Origin of the sequence: Streptomyces sp. AA4 (assembly GCF_000158875.1) — a bacterium.
In the GTDB taxonomy this organism is placed as follows: domain Bacteria; phylum Actinomycetota; class Actinomycetes; order Mycobacteriales; family Pseudonocardiaceae; genus Amycolatopsis.
In genome coordinates this window covers 4639494-4655839 of sequence record NZ_GG657746.1, presented here as the reverse complement: position 1 = coordinate 4655839, position 16346 = coordinate 4639494, and the positions used below count along the sequence as shown (strand labels likewise).

At 71.0% G+C, this 16346-nt stretch carries 15 protein-coding genes; 12 read left to right on the top strand and 3 right to left on the bottom strand.

The window, feature by feature from the left end; translation table 11 throughout:
* The first annotated feature begins 342 nt into the window (after positions 1 to 342).
* The 10 genes from SSMG_RS21420 to SSMG_RS21375 all read left to right on the top strand — a co-directional run bounded on the left by SSMG_RS21420 (position 343) and on the right by SSMG_RS21375 (position 9784).
* Complete coding sequence (locus tag SSMG_RS21420; protein WP_037714406.1) at positions 343 to 1896, top strand: sugar transferase; 1554 nt, start codon at positions 343 to 345, stop codon at positions 1894 to 1896.
* Positions 1897 to 2053: 157 nt separating this feature from the next.
* A complete protein-coding gene (locus tag SSMG_RS21415; protein WP_009079378.1) occupies positions 2054 to 2665 on the top strand; it encodes a malonic semialdehyde reductase in 612 nt (203 codons plus the stop codon).
* 238 nt (positions 2666 to 2903) lie between these two features.
* Positions 2904 to 4847 carry a threonine--tRNA ligase gene (gene thrS, locus SSMG_RS21410; RefSeq protein ID WP_286157060.1) on the top strand — a complete coding sequence of 648 codons (1944 nt, stop codon included), beginning with the start codon at positions 2904 to 2906 and terminating at the stop codon, positions 4845 to 4847.
* Positions 4844 to 5386, top strand: a complete 543-nt coding sequence (locus SSMG_RS21405; RefSeq protein WP_009079376.1) for an HIT domain-containing protein — start codon at positions 4844 to 4846, stop codon at positions 5384 to 5386. Before thrS ends, SSMG_RS21405 begins: the two co-directional genes overlap by 4 nt.
* A 50-nt stretch (positions 5387 to 5436) precedes the next feature.
* Entirely contained in the window at positions 5437 to 5967 is a 531-nt protein-coding gene (locus SSMG_RS21400) for a MarR family winged helix-turn-helix transcriptional regulator (RefSeq protein ID WP_009079374.1), read from the top strand.
* A gap of 100 nt (positions 5968 to 6067) precedes the next feature.
* A complete protein-coding gene (gene pgsA, locus SSMG_RS21395) occupies positions 6068 to 6715 on the top strand; it encodes a phosphatidylinositol phosphate synthase (protein ID WP_009079372.1) in 648 nt (215 codons plus the stop codon).
* Entirely contained in the window at positions 6712 to 7614 is a 903-nt protein-coding gene (locus SSMG_RS21390; RefSeq protein WP_009079370.1) for a phosphatidylinositol mannoside acyltransferase, read from the top strand. The genes pgsA and SSMG_RS21390 overlap by 4 nt, the downstream gene beginning before the upstream one ends.
* A 5-nt stretch (positions 7615 to 7619) precedes the next feature.
* Positions 7620 to 8774, top strand: a complete 1155-nt coding sequence (locus SSMG_RS21385; protein WP_353611767.1) for a glycosyltransferase family 4 protein — start codon at positions 7620 to 7622, stop codon at positions 8772 to 8774.
* On the top strand, positions 8771 to 9256 hold the full coding sequence (locus SSMG_RS21380) for a hypothetical protein (protein ID WP_009079366.1): 486 nt from the start codon (positions 8771 to 8773) through the stop codon (positions 9254 to 9256). The genes SSMG_RS21385 and SSMG_RS21380 overlap by 4 nt, the downstream gene beginning before the upstream one ends.
* 15 nt (positions 9257 to 9271) lie before the next feature.
* Positions 9272 to 9784 carry an XdhC family protein gene (locus tag SSMG_RS21375; RefSeq protein ID WP_009079364.1) on the top strand — a complete coding sequence of 171 codons (513 nt, stop codon included), beginning with the start codon at positions 9272 to 9274 and terminating at the stop codon, positions 9782 to 9784.
* Between the two features lie 534 nt (positions 9785 to 10318).
* Here the strand turns inward: SSMG_RS21375 and SSMG_RS21370 are convergent.
* On the bottom strand, positions 10319 to 12430 hold the full coding sequence (locus SSMG_RS21370; RefSeq protein ID WP_009079361.1) for an elongation factor G-like protein EF-G2: 2112 nt from the start codon (positions 12428 to 12430) through the stop codon (positions 10319 to 10321).
* Positions 12431 to 12874: 444 nt separating this feature from the next.
* On the opposite strand from SSMG_RS21370, the gene SSMG_RS21365 reads away from it, so the two are divergent.
* Positions 12875 to 14467, top strand: a complete 1593-nt coding sequence (locus tag SSMG_RS21365) for a M4 family metallopeptidase (RefSeq protein ID WP_009079359.1) — start codon at positions 12875 to 12877, stop codon at positions 14465 to 14467.
* 131 nt (positions 14468 to 14598) lie between these two features.
* Here SSMG_RS21365 and SSMG_RS21360 read toward each other — a convergent pair whose 3' ends face one another.
* Together SSMG_RS21360 and SSMG_RS21355 are read right to left on the bottom strand one after the other, a co-directional pair.
* A complete protein-coding gene (locus SSMG_RS21360) occupies positions 14599 to 14919 on the bottom strand; it encodes an AzlD domain-containing protein (protein ID WP_009079357.1) in 321 nt (106 codons plus the stop codon).
* A complete protein-coding gene (locus SSMG_RS21355; protein WP_009079354.1) occupies positions 14919 to 15614 on the bottom strand; it encodes an AzlC family ABC transporter permease in 696 nt (231 codons plus the stop codon). Before SSMG_RS21355 ends, SSMG_RS21360 begins: the two co-directional genes overlap by 1 nt.
* A gap of 55 nt (positions 15615 to 15669) precedes the next feature.
* Between SSMG_RS21355 and SSMG_RS21350 the strand changes: the two genes are divergently transcribed.
* Positions 15670 to 16248, top strand: coding sequence for a helix-turn-helix domain-containing protein (locus SSMG_RS21350; protein ID WP_286156968.1), 579 nt, complete (start codon positions 15670 to 15672; stop codon positions 16246 to 16248).
* The last annotated feature ends 98 nt before the right edge of the window (positions 16249 to 16346 follow it).

Below are 16346 nucleotides of genomic sequence, written 5' to 3'. Positions count from 1 at the left end.
ATGACCCGCGCGGGGGAGCTGATTCGGCTGCGGGCCTGCTGGGCCGTTCGGGGTAGGTAGTGGGAAACTTGACTACAGCGGGTAATTCCGGTTGGCGGGTCAGCGTGACCCATCGTGACGTTCCCGTTATCTTCCCGGTGCTTCCTGACGGGAAAGACTCGCAGGCCGTGGCTGGAAAATGTCTGTAACACCGCCCGCTGAGCACCCGATACCTTGGCGAGTGTCACACCTTCGGCGACGTGCGGCCCGACCGCCCGGTGATCACTGATCGTGATCAGCGGTTCTGACTCAGCGTGCCGGCGGCGATCAGGTCCGGGGAGCTTGCGCAGCGCGGGAGGACTGATGGAAGAACCGGTGCGGCCCTGGCCCGCGGACGGCGTCGCGCTGCCGCGGGTCGACCTCACGGCGGTCCCCGCGCCGCCGGTCGAGGTGGCGGCCCCGCCGCCCGGCCGTCCGGACGCCGACGGCAGGCTCGACCCGGCCACGGTGTGCCCGGCGGAGGGGGATCCGCCGAAAACGCACGCCGCGGAATGGGAAAAGCGTTACCGCAGAACGGTGATCGCCTCGGATCTCGTCGCCGCCTGCGTGGTGATCGCGATCAGCGCGTTCGTCATCGACCGGCTCGCCCCGCACGACATGCACGCGTTCGGCACCGCGTTCGCGATCCTGTGCGCCCTCCCGGTCAGCCGGGCGTGGAGCGCGCGGGTGCTGGGGGAGGGCCCCGAGGAGTACCGCACGCTCGGCCGCGCGCTGATCACCGCGGCGGTGCTGGTCGCGTTCGGGGGACTGTTGTTCGGTGCGCTCGAAGTGCAGCCCTGGGTGTTTTTCGTAGTGCCCGCCGTCGCATTAGTCCTTTTTCCGCAGCGATATGTGCTCCGGCAGATCCTGCACCGGAGACGGCGGCGCGGGCTGTGCCTGCTTCCCGTGATGGCGGCGGGCAGCGCCGAAACGGTCGCGGACCTGATCAAGCGGACCCGGAAGGAAGCGCACGTCGGGTGGCGCGTCGAGGCGGTCTGCACGTCCACCGGGCACGGGGAGATCGACGGGGTCCCGGTCGTCGGGCGGCTCGAGGAGCTTTCGCGGCACGTCCGCCGCGGCGGATACCGGGTCGTCGCCATCACCGCCGACCAGTACTGGAACCCGGAGCGGCTGCAGCGGCTCGCCTGGGATCTCGAGGGCACGTCGTCGGAAATGGTCGTCGCGCCGGTCCTGATGGAGGTCGCCGGGCCGCGGCTGAACGTCAGCGGAGTCCTCGGCATGCCGCTGCTCCGGGTGACCGCCCCCGCGTTCACCGGCGGGCGCCGGCTGGTGAAGGAAGTCGTCGACCGCTGTGGCGCGACGTTGCTTCTCGCGCTGTTTTCGCCGCTGATGCTGGCGATCGCGGTGGCGGTGAAGGCGGGCGACCGAGGCCCGGTGGTCTACCGGCAGCGGCGGATCGGCAAGGACGGCGAAGCGTTCACCATGCTCAAATTCCGCACGATGGTGGTCGACGCGCACCTGATCCGCCGCGACCTGGAAAGGGCGAACGAAGGCGCGGGGCCGCTTTTCAAGATGAAGAAGGACCCGCGGGTCACCAAGGTCGGCGGGATGCTGCGCCGGTACTCGCTCGACGAACTGCCCCAGTTGTTCAACGTCGTCGCCGGGCGGATGTCGCTGGTCGGCCCCCGGCCGCCGCTGCCGGAGGAGACGGCCAAGTACGCTCCGGCCGCGCGCCGCAGGCTGCTGGTGAAACCCGGGCTGACCGGGCTGTGGCAGGTGAGCGGCCGCAGCGACCTGTCGTGGGACGAGAGCATCCGGCTCGACCTGCGCTACGTCGAGGACTGGTCGCTGGCGCTGGACCTGGTGATCCTCTGGAAAACCTTCCGCGCCGTCCTGGCCGGGCAGGGCGCCTACTGACCTGGGAAGATCCCTCCGCTGACGGCCGCCGGGCCGGGGAAGGCGCGGCGGCCGTCCTCGTGCGCTGGGTCACACCGGCCGGATCCGCGAAATAGTCAAGCGTTCAACCATGTTGGTGCCGTGCGTAGGCGACAGCACGGGAAGGAACGCCGAACCGATGACTACTTTCGCAGAGTCCGAGCAGTTGCAGGTGCCCGCCGAGGTGCAGGACCTCCTGTTCCGCGAAGCGCGCACGGCCAACAGCTTCAGCGACGAGCCGGTGACCGACGAGCAGGTCCGCGCGATCTACGACCTCGTCAAGTGGGCCCCCACCTCGATGAACACCCAGCCGCTGCGCGCGCTGGTGCTCCGCAGCGACGAGGCGAAGCAGCGTCTGCTGCCGCACCTGTTCGAGGGCAACCGGGCCAAGACCGAGACCGCGCCGCTGACCGTGATCCTGGCCGCGGACGTCGACTTCCACGAGAACATCCCGCAGGTCTTCCCGCACAACCCGGGCGTGAAGGACAACTTCGCCGACGAGTCCGGCCGTGTCGAGTTCTCCAAGCTGAACTCGCTGCTGCAGGTCGGCTACTTCATCATCGGCGTGCGCGCCGCCGGACTGGCCGCGGGCCCGATGACCGGCTTCGACGCCGCGGGCGTGGACAAGGAGTTCTTCTCCGGCAACAACTGGCGTTCGCTCGTAGTGGTGAACGTCGGCAAGCCGGGCGAGAACCCGTGGTTCGACCGCCTGCCGCGGCTCGACTTCGACCAGGTCGTCGAGACCCTCTGACCCCTTCCGCGTCGCCGAGAGGCCGCCCCGCACGCCCGGGGCGGCCTCTCGGCGTCCGCGGGCGACGGCGGTCGAATCGGCCGTCCCGCCGACGGCTAGCATCAGCGGAAGCCGTTTCAGTCACTTCTCCCAAAGGAGTCCGATCGTGTCCCAACCGTCGTCAGCTGCCGCCGTACCCGCCCCGCGCGTGGTGGTGCCGGCGGGCACTACGGCGGGCGCCGCGGTGCGCGAAGCCGGGCTGCCCACCAAGGGCCCGGACACGATCGTCGTCGTCCGCGACGCCGACGGGAAACTGCGCGACCTCGCGTGGGCCCCGGAGGCCGAGGCCCAGGTCGAAGCCGTCGCGGCGAACACCGAGGACGGCCGCAGCGTGATCCGGCACTCGGCCGCGCACGTGCTCGCCCAGGCCGTGCAGCAGGAATTCCCGGACGCCAAGCTCGGCATCGGCCCGCCGGTGCGCGACGGCTTCTACTACGACTTCGCCGTCGAAAAGCCGTTCACGCCCGAGGATCTGCAGAAGCTCGAGAAGCGGATGAAGCAGATCGTCAAGGGCGCGCAGCAGTTCTCGCGCCGCGTTTTTGCCTCCACCGACGAGGCCAAGGAAGAGCTGAAGGACGAGCCGTTCAAGCTCGAGCTGGTGGACCTGAAGTCCGAAAAGGACACAGTGGACACCTCCGAAATCATGGAGGTGGGCGGCGGCGAGCTGACCATCTACGACAACCTCGACCCGCGCACCAAGGAACGCGTGTGGAGCGACCTCTGCCGCGGCCCGCACGTGCCCACCACGAAGTTCATCCCGGCGTTCAAGCTCACCCGCGTGGCCGCCGCGTACTGGCGCGGCAACGAGAAAAACCCGCAGCTGCAACGGATCTACGGCACCGCGTGGGAATCGGCCGAGGCGCAGGACGCCCACCTCGAGCGCCTCGCCGAGGCCGAGCGCCGCGACCACCGCAAGCTCGGCGCGGAGCTGGACCTGTTCTCCTTCCCCGAGGAGATCGGCTCCGGCCTGCCGGTGTTCCACCCCAAGGGCGGCATCATCCGCCGCGAGCTGGAGAACTACTCGCGCCGCAGGCACGAGGAAGCCGGCTACGAGTTCGTGAACACGCCGCACATCTCCAAGGGCGACCTGTTCCACACTTCCGGGCACCTCCCGTACTACGCGGACACCATGTTCCCGCCGGTGCAGTTCGAGGAAGAGGACTACTACCTCAAGGCCATGAACTGCCCGATGCACAACCTGATCTTCCGCTCGCGCGGGCGGTCCTACCGCGAACTGCCGCTGCGGCTGTTCGAATTCGGCACCGTCTACCGCTACGAGAAGTCCGGCGTCGTGCACGGCCTCACCCGCGTGCGCGGCCTGACGATGGACGATTCGCACATCTACTGCACCAAGGAGCAGATGCCGTCCGAGCTGCGGTCGCTGCTCAAGTTCGTGCTGGACCTGCTGGCCGACTACGGCCTGTCCGACTTCTACCTCGAACTCTCCACCCGGGGCGACTCGGACAAGTTCATCGGCGAGGACTGGGAGTGGGAGGAGGCCACCGAGACGCTGCGCCAGGCCGCCGTCGACTCCGGCCTCGAACTGGTGCCGGACCCGGGCGGCGCGGCCTTCTACGGCCCGAAGATCTCGGTGCAGGCCAAGGACGCCATCGGCCGCACCTGGCAGATGTCGACCATCCAGCTGGACTTCAACCAGAACAAGCGGTTCGGCCTCGAGTACACCGCGCCCGACGGCAGCCGCCAGCGCCCGATCATGATCCACCGCGCGCTGTTCGGCTCGATCGAGCGGTTCTTCGGCGTGCTGACCGAGCACTACGCGGGCGCGTTCCCGGCGTGGCTGTCTCCGGTGCAGACGGTCGCCATCCCGATCACCGCCGACCAGGTCGAGTACCTGCGCGGCGTGGAGAAGGCGTTGCGCGCCAAGGGAATCCGCGTCGAGGTCGACGCGAGCGACGACCGGATGCAGAAGAAGATCCGCACCCACACCACGCAGAAGGTGCCGTTCCTGCTGCTGGCCGGCGCGAAGGACGCGGAGGCGGGCGCGGTGTCGTTCCGGTTCCGCGACGGCGGCCAGATCAACGGCGTCCCGGTCGACCAGGCCGTCGAGGCCATCGCCGAATGGGTCGCCCGCCGGGAGAACGCGTCGCCGTCGGCCGAAGCCGTGGAGAAGATCCTGAAGTGACCGAGCCGGAACTCGTCGAACAGGACGGGGCCGGGGTCCCGGACGCGCTGCAGCGGCTGTGGACCCCGCACCGGATGGCCTACATCCGCGGCCAGGACAAGCCGGACGGCGAGGAGTCCGACGGCTGCCCGTTCTGCCGCCTGCCCGGCCTCGGCGACGACAAGCGCGCGCTGATCGTCGCCCGCGGCGAGACGGTGTTCGCGGTGCTGAACCTGTACCCGTACAACCCGGGGCACCTGATGGTGGTCCCGTACCGGCACGTCGCGGACTACCCCGACCTCACCGCGGACGAGACGCGCGAGCTGGCCGAGTTCACCCAGCACGCGATGGGCGTGATCCGGGCGGTCTCGGCGGCGCACGGGTTCAACATCGGGATGAACCAGGGCGTGATCGCCGGGGCGGGCATCGCCGCGCACCTGCACCAGCACCTGGTGCCGCGCTGGGGCGGCGACGCGAACTTCATGCCGGTGATCGGGCACACGAAGGTGCTGCCGCAGCTGCTGGGCGAAACCCGCGACCTGCTCGCGGAGGCGTGGTGAGCCCCGTCGCGCGGCGGTGATTGAGTGCTCAACCAGCGTATGATGACGATATGTCCGAACCACGCTGGCTGACCGACGACGAGCAGCGGGTCTGGCGCGCCTACGCCCAGGCCAGTTCGCTGCTGCACGCCCACCTCGAGGGACAGCTGCAGCACGATTCGGGCATGCCGCACACGTACTACGAGGTGCTCGTCGCGCTGTCCGAGGCGGAGGGGCGGCGGCTGCGGATGAGCGAGCTGGCGTCGGTGCGCGGTTCGTCGCGCAGCCGGCTGTCGCACGCGGTGGCGCGGCTGGAGGCCAAGGGCTGGGTCCAGCGCGAGTCCTGCCCCACGGACAAGCGCGGGTCGTGGGCGGTGCTCACCGAGGCGGGGTTCGCGGCGCTGAAGGAAGCCGCGCCCGGGCACGTCGAGGCGGTCCGGGAGACGCTGTTCGACCAGCTGACGGGCGAGCAGGTGCGCCAGCTGGGCGAGATTTCCGAGGCGATCCTGGCCGGGCTGCGGCCGAAATGCCAGGCCGTCCGGGAGGCCGAGGAGGCGGCGGAATTCGCCGCGCCGGTCGTCGAACTGCCGAAATCCGGCTGACGTTCCGGCGGGTCGCGGGCGGGCGGGTCCGGTTCGGACAGCGGGGTCGATAGGCTTTCGTCGCCCACCCGCCCCCGAATCAGGTGCACAGACGAGGAAGATGCTCAACATTTTCGCCCGTGCCTCGGTCTCCCGCGTGACGGACCCGATCGGCGCCGCCCTGGTCCGCGCCGGACTGACCCCGAACGCGATGACCGTGCTCGGCACCGCGGGCGCCGTCGCGTGCGCGCTGGCGTTCTTCCCGCAGGGGATGCTGCTGTGGGGCACGTTCACCGTGTGGGGCTTCGCCATGCTCGACCTGCTCGACGGCGCGATGGCCCGCGCCCGCGGGTACGGCACGCCGTTCGGCGCGGTGCTCGACGCGACCTGCGACCGGCTGGTCGACGGCGCGCTGTTCGCCGCGATCGCGTGGTGGTGCTTCGTGCAGGACCACAACAACCGGGCCGCGGCCGCCGCGCTGATCTGCCTCGTGCTGGCCCAGGTCATTTCCTACGTGAAGGCGCGCGCCGAAGCGTCCGGCCTCGAAGCCGACGGCGGGCTGGTGGAACGCGCGGAGCGGCTCATCATCGCCCTGGTCGGCACCGGGCTGCACGGCTTCGGCGTGCCCTGGACCGTCGAGATCACGCTGTGGCTGCTCGCCGTGCTGTCGGTCGTCACGCTGCTGCAGCGCGCGGCGGCGGTGGCGAGCGCGGCGCGGGCGGTCGCGGCGAAACAGGCCGATCCTTCGGCGGGCGGGGCGCAACCGTGAGCACACTTTCCCAGCGGCTCAGCGAGTTCGGCTACGCGACGGGCTGGCGGCTCGTCCGGCGGCTGCCGAAGTCGTTCGGGTCGGCGACCTTCGCCTTCGGCGCGGACATGGCCGCGCGGCGCGGCGGCGGGGGAGTGCGGCAGCTGCGCGCGAACCTCGCCCGCGTCGTGCCGCAGGCCGGGGAAGCGGAGCTGGACGAGCTGGTCCGGCGCGCGATGCGGTCGTACGCGCGGTACTGGTTCGAGACGTTCCGGCTCCCCGCGATGGACCACGCGGCGGTCGCGAAGCAGGTGACGGTGACCGGCGCGGAGAACATCGACGCCGCGCTCGCCGAGGGCAACGGCGCGGTGATGACGCTGCCGCACAGCGGGAACTGGGACATCGCGGGAGTCTGGCTCGCCAGTTACGCGGGCACCTTCACCACCGTCGCGGAGCGGCTCAAGCCCGAGTCGCTGTACCGGCGGTTCGTGGAGTTCCGGGAGTCGCTCGGCTTCGAGATCGTGCCGCTGACCGGCGACAGCGCGGCCATGCGGCTGCTGCTGCGGCGGCTGCGCGAGAACAAGGTGGTGGTCCTGCTGGGGGACCGGGACCTGACGTCGTCCGGGATCCCGGTGCGGTTCTTCGGCGAGCAGACGCACCTGCCGCCCGGTCCGGCGCGGCTCGCCGCCACCACCGGCGCGGCCCTGCTGCCGACCGGCTGCTGGTTCACCGAGGACGGCTGGGAGATCCGGATCCACCCGCGCATCCGCGTCACCGCGCGCGCCGAGGTGCCCGCCGCGACGCAGGCGCTGGCCGACGTGTTCGCCGGCGACATCGCCGCGCATCCGGCCGACTGGCACATGCTGCAGCCGTTCTGGCCCGCCGATTCCGCGGCGACGGCGCTGGAAGAAGCGAGCTGACCCGGGTGGCGCGCGGGTTGAAGATCGGGATCGTGTGCCCGTACTCGTTCGACGTCCCCGGCGGGGTCCAGGGGCACGTGATCGACCTGGCGCGGGCGCTGCTCGAACGCGGGCACCGGGTGTCGGTGCTGGCTCCGGCGGACGAGGACGCCCAGGTGCCGGATTTCGTGCACCCCGCGGGCAAAGCACTGGGGATTCCGTACAACGGCTCGGTCGCGCGGCTGCAGTTCGGGCCGGTTTCGTACGCGCGGGTGCGGCGGTGGATCCGGGACAACGGCTTCGACGTGCTGCACCTGCACGAACCGGCCGCGCCGAGCCTGTCGCTGCTGGCGCTGAAGGTCGCCGACGGCCCGATCGTGGCCACCTTCCACACCGCGACGACGCGCTCGCGGACGCTGGCGGCGTTCCAGCCGGTGCTGCGTCCGCTGCTGGAGAAGATCACCGCGCGGATCGCGGTGTCCGCGCTGGCCCGGCGCGTGCAGGTGGAGCACGCGGGCGGCGACGCGGTGGAGATCCCGAACGGCGTGGACGTCGGCTTCTTCTCCCGGGCGCTGCCGCTGGACGGCTATCCGCGCGCGGGCGGGACGATCGGGTTCGTCGGGCGGTTCACCGAACCGCGCAAGGGCATGGACGTACTGCTGGAGGCCGCGCGGCGGCTGCTGCCGGAATTCGAGGACCTGCGGTTGCTCGTGGTCGGCCGCGGCGAGCCGGACCAGCTGCGGAAGATGGCCGGACCGGACCTGTGGCCGCACATCGACCTGCTGGGCCAGGTCGACGACGAGACCAAGGCCCGGGCACTGCGCAGTGTCGACGTCTACTGCGCGCCCAACACCGGCGGCGAGAGCTTCGGGATGATCCTCACCGAGGCGATGGCCGCGGGCACTCCGGTGCTCGCCAGCGGCCTCGATTCGTTCCGTCGCGTCCTCGACGACGGCAATGCCGGAATGCTCCACCTGACCGGCGACCCGGCCTCCCTCGCCGACGGCCTGCGCGAACTGCTGGGCGACCCGGCGCACCGGGCGTCGCTCGCGGCCGCGGCGGGCGAGCGCGTGACGGCGTACGACTGGGGAGTCGTGGTCACGCAGGTGCTGCGGGTGTACGAGACGGCCATCGCGGCGGACCCCCGGCTGGTCGCGGCGGGCGAGCGGGAGCCGGCGTGACGGTGCTGGTGTGGCTGCTCGTCGCGGCGGCCGCGATCGTGGTGCTCGGCGGGCTGTTCCTGGTCGCGACCGCGAATCGGCTCGACCGCCTGCACGTCCGGACCGACGCGGGCTGGGCCGCGCTGGAGGCCGCTCTCGCCCGGCGAGCCGTGGTCGCCCGGGCCGTCGCCGCCGTGCTGCACGACGGTGCTGCCCTGCATGCCGCAGCCGCGCGGGCCGAGGCTGCCGCACGGCCGGACCGCGAGGTCGCGGAGAACGAACTGACGCTCGCCCTGGCCTCGATCGACCGCTCCCGGCTGCCGGAAGTGCTCGCCGAGGAGCTGACGGACGCCGAACACCGGGTCGTTATCGCGCGCCGCGTGCACAACGACGCGGTGCGGGACACGCTGGCGCTGCGGCGGCGCCGGAAGGTGCGGTACTTCAAGCTCGCCGGGACCGCGCCGCTGCCGGAGTACTTCGAATTCGCCGAGCCGGACCTCTGAGGCAGACTGAGGCGCATGACGACCGAACCCGATGCCTGCGCCGTCGCCCACGGCGAGGCCGAAGAGCCGCCCGCCGAACGGACCCTGGTGGCCGTGTTCGCCTCGCCGGTCGCCAAGCACCTGCTGCGCTACGCGACCGACCTGGGCTATCACGCCGTGCTGTTCGAACCGGACGAGGCACGGGCCAGCGACGCTCCCGAGGGCGTCGAAGTCCGCACCACCGCGCCCTCTCCGGGCCCGGACGCGGATGTCGTCGTGACCGACCACCACCGCCCGGAACTCGGGACGGTCCTGCAGGCCGCACTGGCGACCCCGACGCGCTGGGTGGGCGTGCTGGGCAACCCGCGGCATCCGGGCCCGCACGTGGAAGCCCTGCGCGCACTGGGCGTGGCGGAACCGGACATCGCCCGCGTCCACCGGCCGGTCGGGCTGAACATCGGCTCGCGCACCCCGGCGGAGATCGCGATCGCGACGCTGGCCGGACTGGTGGCGGACCGCAACGGGCGACCGGGCGGCTTCGAGTTCTGAACTCGTGAGCGGTGATGCGCCCCTGATGGGGTTTCCGCGGTAGCGCGGCGTGCGGCGTCGTTACGGCGATGCGCGGCATGGACCGCGCCGCCTTTCCGCTCCCACCGACGTCCGTGAGGGGAACCCTGACGGAATCAGATTCCGTCAGGGTTCCCCTCACGGACATCCGCACCAACCCCACCGCGCCCGTCGACCGAGCGCAGCTTCACGCACCGCCTTCGCGGAGAGTTTCGTTCCTTCGGCAGCGGCCGGGCGGGCGCGCGGTGGCGAGGGTCCGTGAAGGTCTCCTTTAGGGAAGGAGATTCCCTGTGGAGCCCTTCACGACCTCGGCGGGAGAGGATCCGCCGCCCGGTTCCCCGCAGCACCCTCACCAGCACCGCTGCCGCGAACCCACCGCACACCGCGCTACTGAGAAACCCCGATGTGGCATTGGGTGCGTGGGACGCACCCAATGCCACATTGGGGCGCTTGCCTGCGCAGGCAGGGTGTGAGCGACGGCGCCGGTTCTGGTCTGCCGGTCCCGGGTCCCTGCGCTCAGGTCGGGACCACCGCCCCCTCCGGCATCGGCTCGAAGCGGGCATGCCGCCGCGTGAACGTGGCCGTCCCCGAAGTCAGCGACCGCAGATCCACCGCGTACCGCAGCAGTTCCACCGCGGGCACCTCGGCGTGCACCACCGTGTGCCCGCCTTCCCCGGATTCCGTGCCCAGCACCCGGCCGCGGCGGGAGGACAGGTCGCCCAGCACGGTGCCCAGGTGTTCGTCCGGCAGGCTCACCTCGACCGTGTCCAGCGGTTCCAGCAGCAGGATCCGGCTGGCCGCCGCGGCTTCCCGCAGTGCGAGCGCGCCGGCGGTCTGGAACGCCGCGTCGGACGAGTCGACGCTGTGCGCCTTCCCGTCGGTCAGCGTCACGCGCACGTCCACCACCGGGTAGCCGTCCTGGACTCCGCGTTGCAGTTGCGCTCGCACGCCCTTCTCGACGCTCGGGATGAACTGGTGCGGCACCGCACCGCCGACGACCTTGTCCACGAACTCGAACCCGGCGCCGCGCGGCAGCGGTTCGACCTCGATGTCGCACACCGCGAACTGCCCGTGCCCGCCGGACTGTTTCACGTGCCGTCCGTGGCCGCGCGCGGGTTTCGCGAACGTGGAGCGCAGGCTGATCCGCACCGGCTCGGTGCCGACGTCCGCGCCGCCCGCGCGCAGCCGCGACAGGACGACCTCCGCGTGCGCCTCGCCCATGCACCACAGCACGAGCTGCCCGGTTTCGGCGTTGCGTTCCAGGCGCAGCGTCGGATCGCCCGCGACGAGGCGGGACAGGTTGCGGGACAACGTGTCCTCGTCGCTGCGGGACTTCGCGACCACGGCGACCGGCAGCAGCGGTTCGGGCATCCGCCAGGGTTTGATCAGCAGCGGATCGTCCGGCGACGACACGGTGTCGCCGGTTTCCGCGGAACCCACTTTGGTGAGCGCGCAGAGATCGCCCGCGACGCAGAACGGCACCTCGCGCAGGTTCGCGCCGAGCGGCGAGTACAGGTGGGCGACGCGTTCGTCGGCGTCGTGGTCTTCGTGGCCGCGTTCGGCGAGGCCGTGGCCGGAGACGTGCACGGGATTCTCGGGGCGCAGCGTCCCGGAAAACACCCGGACGAGCGAAACCCGTCCCACGTACGAGTCAACGGCGGTGCGCACGACCTCGGCCGCGAGCGGACCGTCCGGATCGGCGGACAGCGCGGCGTGCTCGGCGCCGTCGGGGCTGGTCACGCCGGGCGGGGTGTGCTCGAGCGGCGAGGGGAAGGCCCGCACGATGCCGTCGAGCACCTCGGCGAGCCCGACCCCGGTGTGCGCGCACACCGGGATGACCGGGTGGAACGAACCGCGCGCGACGGCCGTCTCGAGGTCGGCGATCAGCACGTCCTCGGAAATCTCCTCGCCGCCGAGATAGCGGTCCATAAGGGTCTCGTCCTCGCTCTCGGCGATGATGCCCTCTATCAGCTCGTTGCGGGCGTCGGCGTGCTCGCCGGAAACGGCCGGGTCCGGGTCGCTCACGCGCGGCGGATAGCCGGCGGAATAGTCGTAGCGGCGCCGGGTGACGAGCCCGACCAGTCCCTCGGGCGCGGGGAGGTACAGCGGCAGCACGCCCGCGCCGAAGGCGGCCTGGCAGGCGGCGATCTCGGCGAGCGGGTCGGCGCGGTGGTGGTCGAGGCGCGACACGACGACGGCGCGCGGCATGCCCACCGACGCGCATTCCTCCCACACCGCGACGGTGGCGGCGTCCACGCCCTCGGCGGCGCAGACGACGAACAGCGCGGCGTCCGCGGCCCTCAGCCCGGCGCGCAGTTCGCCCACGAAATCGGCGTACCCCGGGGTGTCGATGAGATTGATTTTGTGCCCGGCGTGCAGCACCGGGGCGACGGAAAGCCCGACTGAGCGCTGCTGGCGCACCGCCGCGGGGTCGTGGTCGCACACCGTGGTGCCCTCGACGACCGAACCGGCGCGCGGCACCGTGCCGGACGCGGCGAGCAGTGCCTCGGTGAGCGTGGTCTTCCCGGACCCGGAAGGCCCGACGAGGACGACGTTGCGCACCTTGGCGGGGTCGTCCACAGCGACGGCGGCCCCGGGGTCGGCACTCCTGTTCTGCTTGTCGGCCATGCCGGCCTCCTCAGCGACGGCGGATGGAAGAACTGTGTCCCCGATCACACACCCGCGACCCGCCGGGAAGCAAGGCGAACGGCCCGGGACCAGCCGTTCGCTTACTCCGGGCGCGCGGGGCCCCGGGCCATTGAATCCACTGTGGACGGCCCAGTGATCTACTGTCCACAAAGGATTTACCGGCGCATTGCCGCCGGATTGATCCGGAACGCCGGACTGCTGCCGAGCTGGGCGAGTGGCGATTCTTGGGCGGAAAGCGGAATTTCCGGAAAATGCGCACCGGAAATCGGCGCCGCGGCGCCGAAGTTGATAACTTAACGACCTTCGTCGGTTGTCCGGAGTTGGGAAAAACCCGACTCTTGGCGGGGTTCGATCCCATTCCACTTCCGAATCCGGCCCCCACCCCCGGGTCTGATCCGGCCTGTCCGGAGGAGAACACCGCCGATGAAATCGCGCCGACCGCTCGTGCTGCTCGCAGCCGGGGTGCTGGCCGGGGCCGTCACCACGGCCACCGCCGCCCACGCGCAACCGCTCGAACCGCAGAGTCCGCAGGCCGCCGAGGCCATGGCGGCCACCGCCGCGCAGGCGCTGGTCGCCTCCCGGCCCGCCGCGCTGCACGCCAGCAAGGACGACGTTTTCCAGCCGCACAAGGTGATCTCGTCGACCAACGGGCTGAAGTACGTGCCGTACGACCGCACCTACAAAGGCCTGCCGGTGATCGGCGGCGACTTCGTCGTGGCCACGAACTCCGCCGGGCAGGTGCTCGCCACCTCGGTCGCGCAGACCTCCGCGATCGACCTGCCCAGCACGTCGCCGAAGCTGACCGCGAAGCAGGCCGAAGCGATCGCGCGCACCCACGTGCCCACTGTGGACAGTGTGCAGCCCGCGACGCTCGCCACGTACGCGCTCGGCAGCCCGAGGCTCGCGTGGACGACCCGGGTGACCGGGCGGAACGCCGAAGGGCCCAGCAAGCTGGACGTCGTCGTCGACGCGATGACCGGCAAAGTCCTGCACACCCAGGAGCACGTGGCCTACGGCGACGCACAGGGCGTGTGGAACGGCCCGGAGCCGCTGCACCTCGACACGTCTTCGGACGGCGCGGGCGGCTACTCGATGACCGACCCGACCATCGCGAACCTCAGCTGCCAGGACGCCGCCACCCAGCAGACCTTCACCAAGTCGACCGACAGCTGGGGCAACGGCGACGAGACCGACAAGGAAACCGGCTGCGCCGACGCGCTGTACGGCATCCAGCAAGAGAACAAGATGCTGACGCAATGGCTGGGCCGCAACAGCTTCGACGGCAACGGCGGCGCCTGGCCGATCCGCGTCGGCCTCAACGAGCAGAACGCCTACTACGACGGCACCCAGGTTCAGGTCGGGAACAACACCGCGGGCCAGTGGATCGGCTCGCTCGACGTGATCGGGCACGAGTTCGGCCACGGCATCGACGACCACACGCCGGGCAGCATGTCCGGCGCGGGCACCCAGGAATTCGTCGCGGACGTCTTCGGGGCGTCGTCCGAATGGTTCGCCAACGAGCCCGCGCCGTACGCGGTCCCGGACTTCCTCGTCGGCAACCAGGTGAACCTCACCGGCAGCGGGCCGATCCGCAACATGTACGACCCGTCCCAGCTCGGCCACGCGAACTGCTACGACGACTCGATCCCGGGCACCGAGGTGCACGCCGCGGCCGGCCCCGGCAACCACTGGTTCTACCTGCTGGCCGAGGGAACGAACCCGACCAACGGCCAGCCGACGAGCCCGACGTGCAACAACTCCACGGTGACCGGGCTCGGCGTGCAGACCGCGGTGAAGATCTTCTACAACGCGATGCTGCTGAAGACCAGCGGCAGCTCGTACCAGAGCTACCGCACCTGGACGCTGACCGCGGCGAAGAACCTCTTCCCCAACGGCTGCACCGAATTCAACACTGTGAAGGCGGCGTGGGACGCCGTGAGCGTTTCCGCCCAGCCGGACGAGCCGTCGTGCGGCGCGGCCGGCGCGACCGGTTCGCGGGCGATTTCCGCCCGATGACCCGGAACTGATTTCCCCACCGGCGGGCGGGGGAGGCGAACGGTCGCCTCTCCCGCCCGATCGTTATTGCTTGCCGGGTGTTTTCTCGTTCGAGAAGAATTGCGCACTGGAAGTCGCCGTGCGATTTCCGGTTACGGGACTCCGGCGAGCCTGAGCAACGCGGCGGTCGCCGCGGCGGCGATCACGACCGCCACGAACGGCGCCTTCCGCCACGCGAGCACTCCGCCCGCCAGAACTCCGGCCGGCCGGGCGATTCCGGCGAATTCGTGCCCCTGGGTCAGCGCGCTGGTCGCGACCAGCGCGGCGAGCAGCACCACCGCCGAGAGCGTCATCAGCCGCTCGGCGCGCGGGGACAACCGCACTTTCGTGCGCAGCAGCGGCCCGGCGAGCCGGAACGCGAACGTCCCGGCCGCCAGCACGAGTGTCGCGACGATCAGTTCCGCACCGTCCATCAGTGCGCTCCTTCCAGAGACTTGGGCTCCTTCGCCGCGGCCCCGGCGACCACTCCGACCAGCGCCAGCAGCACCGGCAGCCCGGCCGGGAGCAGGGGAGTGGCGGCAAGGGCGACCACCACGCCGATCAGCACCGGCAGCCGCGAGGCCCGGTCCTTCAGCGACGGCAGCACGAGCGCCAGCAGCACCGCCGGGAACGCGGCGTCCAGGCCGAACGCGTCGGTGTCGCTGATCGCGGACCCGGCGAACGCGCCCACCACGACCCCGAGGTTCCAGCACACGAACAGCCCGATGCCGCACGCCCAGTACGCCGCCCGCCGCCGCTCCGCGTCGCGCTGGGCCAGCGCGAACGCCACCGATTCGTCGATCATCAGGTGGCTGCCGGCCAGCCGTCCGAGCAGGCCGCGCCCGAGCGCGTCGCCGACCGCGAACCCGAACGGCACGTGCCGCGCGTTCACCAGCAGCCCGGCGGCGACCGCCGCGAGCGGATTGCCGCCCGAGGCGACGATGCCGACGAACATGAACTGCGACGCGCCGGCGAAGACCAGCAGGGACAGCAGCATCGGCGCCCACAGCGGGAAGCCGGAGCCCACCGCGATGGCGCCGTAGGACACGCCCACGAGGGCGTCGGCCAGGCACACGAGACCGATGTCGCGGGCGAGGCCGCGATCGAGTGTTCGCCAAATCGAACGCATAGTGTCCTATGCTGAACACAACCGACCCTGTTCGTCAAGGCGAACGAGAAGACTGATGGAGCGAACACAGATGCCGAACGAGAGCACCGGCGCGCCGCTGGACATCATCGCGGCGTCCCTGCGCCGCGAACGGGCCCGCGCCGGCCTCTCCCTGACCGAGGTCGCCCGCCGCGCCGGCCTGGCGAAATCCACGTTGTCCCAACTGGAATCGGGGGCGGGCAACCCGAGCGTGGAGACGCTGTGGGCCCTGGGCGTCGCGCTGGACGTGCCGTTTTCCCGGTTGGTCGAACCGGAACGGCAGGAGGTGAAGGTGATCCGCGCGGGCAAGGGCCCGACGGTGTTCGCCGAACACGCCGACTACGCGTGCACCCTGCTGTCGGCGTGCCCGTCCGCGGCGCGCCGGGACATCTACCTGGTCAGCGCGGAGCCCGGCATCCCGCGGCGGTCGGACCCGCACATGAGCGGCGTCGTCGAGCACACCGTGCTGTGCGCCGGCCGCGCGCGGATCGGCATCATGGACGACCCGGTGGAGCTGCTGCCCGGGGACTACATCTGCTATCCGGGGGATGTGCCGCACATCTTCGAGGCGCTGGAGCCGGGGACGTTCGGGGTGGAGATCTCCGAATACAACTGAGCGCGTCCTGGCGTTCCGCGGCTGGCGGCTGTACACCGCCGCCCGGATAGCGCAGAGTCTCTGCCGGAGAAGAAGAGACCATCGGCCAGGAGGTGCGG

Bases quoted from the DNA above. Each gene is read 5' to 3' on its own strand.
- SSMG_RS21420 (WP_037714406.1), top strand. From the start codon at position 343: ATGGAAGAACCGGTGCGGCCCTGGCCCGCGGACGGCGTCGCGCTGCCG.
- SSMG_RS21415 (WP_009079378.1), top strand. From the start codon at position 2,054: ATGACTACTTTCGCAGAGTCCGAGCAGTTGCAGGTGCCCGCCGAGGTG.
- SSMG_RS21400 (WP_009079374.1), top strand. From the start codon at position 5,437: ATGTCCGAACCACGCTGGCTGACCGACGACGAGCAGCGGGTCTGGCGC.
- pgsA (WP_009079372.1), top strand. From the start codon at position 6,068: ATGCTCAACATTTTCGCCCGTGCCTCGGTCTCCCGCGTGACGGACCCG.
- SSMG_RS21375 (WP_009079364.1), top strand. From the start codon at position 9,272: ATGACGACCGAACCCGATGCCTGCGCCGTCGCCCACGGCGAGGCCGAA.
- SSMG_RS21370 (WP_009079361.1), bottom strand. From the start codon at position 12,430: ATGGCCGACAAGCAGAACAGGAGTGCCGACCCCGGGGCCGCCGTCGCT.
- SSMG_RS21365 (WP_009079359.1), top strand. From the start codon at position 12,875: ATGAAATCGCGCCGACCGCTCGTGCTGCTCGCAGCCGGGGTGCTGGCC.
- SSMG_RS21360 (WP_009079357.1), bottom strand. From the start codon at position 14,919: ATGGACGGTGCGGAACTGATCGTCGCGACACTCGTGCTGGCGGCCGGG.
- SSMG_RS21355 (WP_009079354.1), bottom strand. From the start codon at position 15,614: ATGCGTTCGATTTGGCGAACACTCGATCGCGGCCTCGCCCGCGACATC.
- SSMG_RS21350 (WP_286156968.1), top strand. From the start codon at position 15,670: ATGGAGCGAACACAGATGCCGAACGAGAGCACCGGCGCGCCGCTGGAC.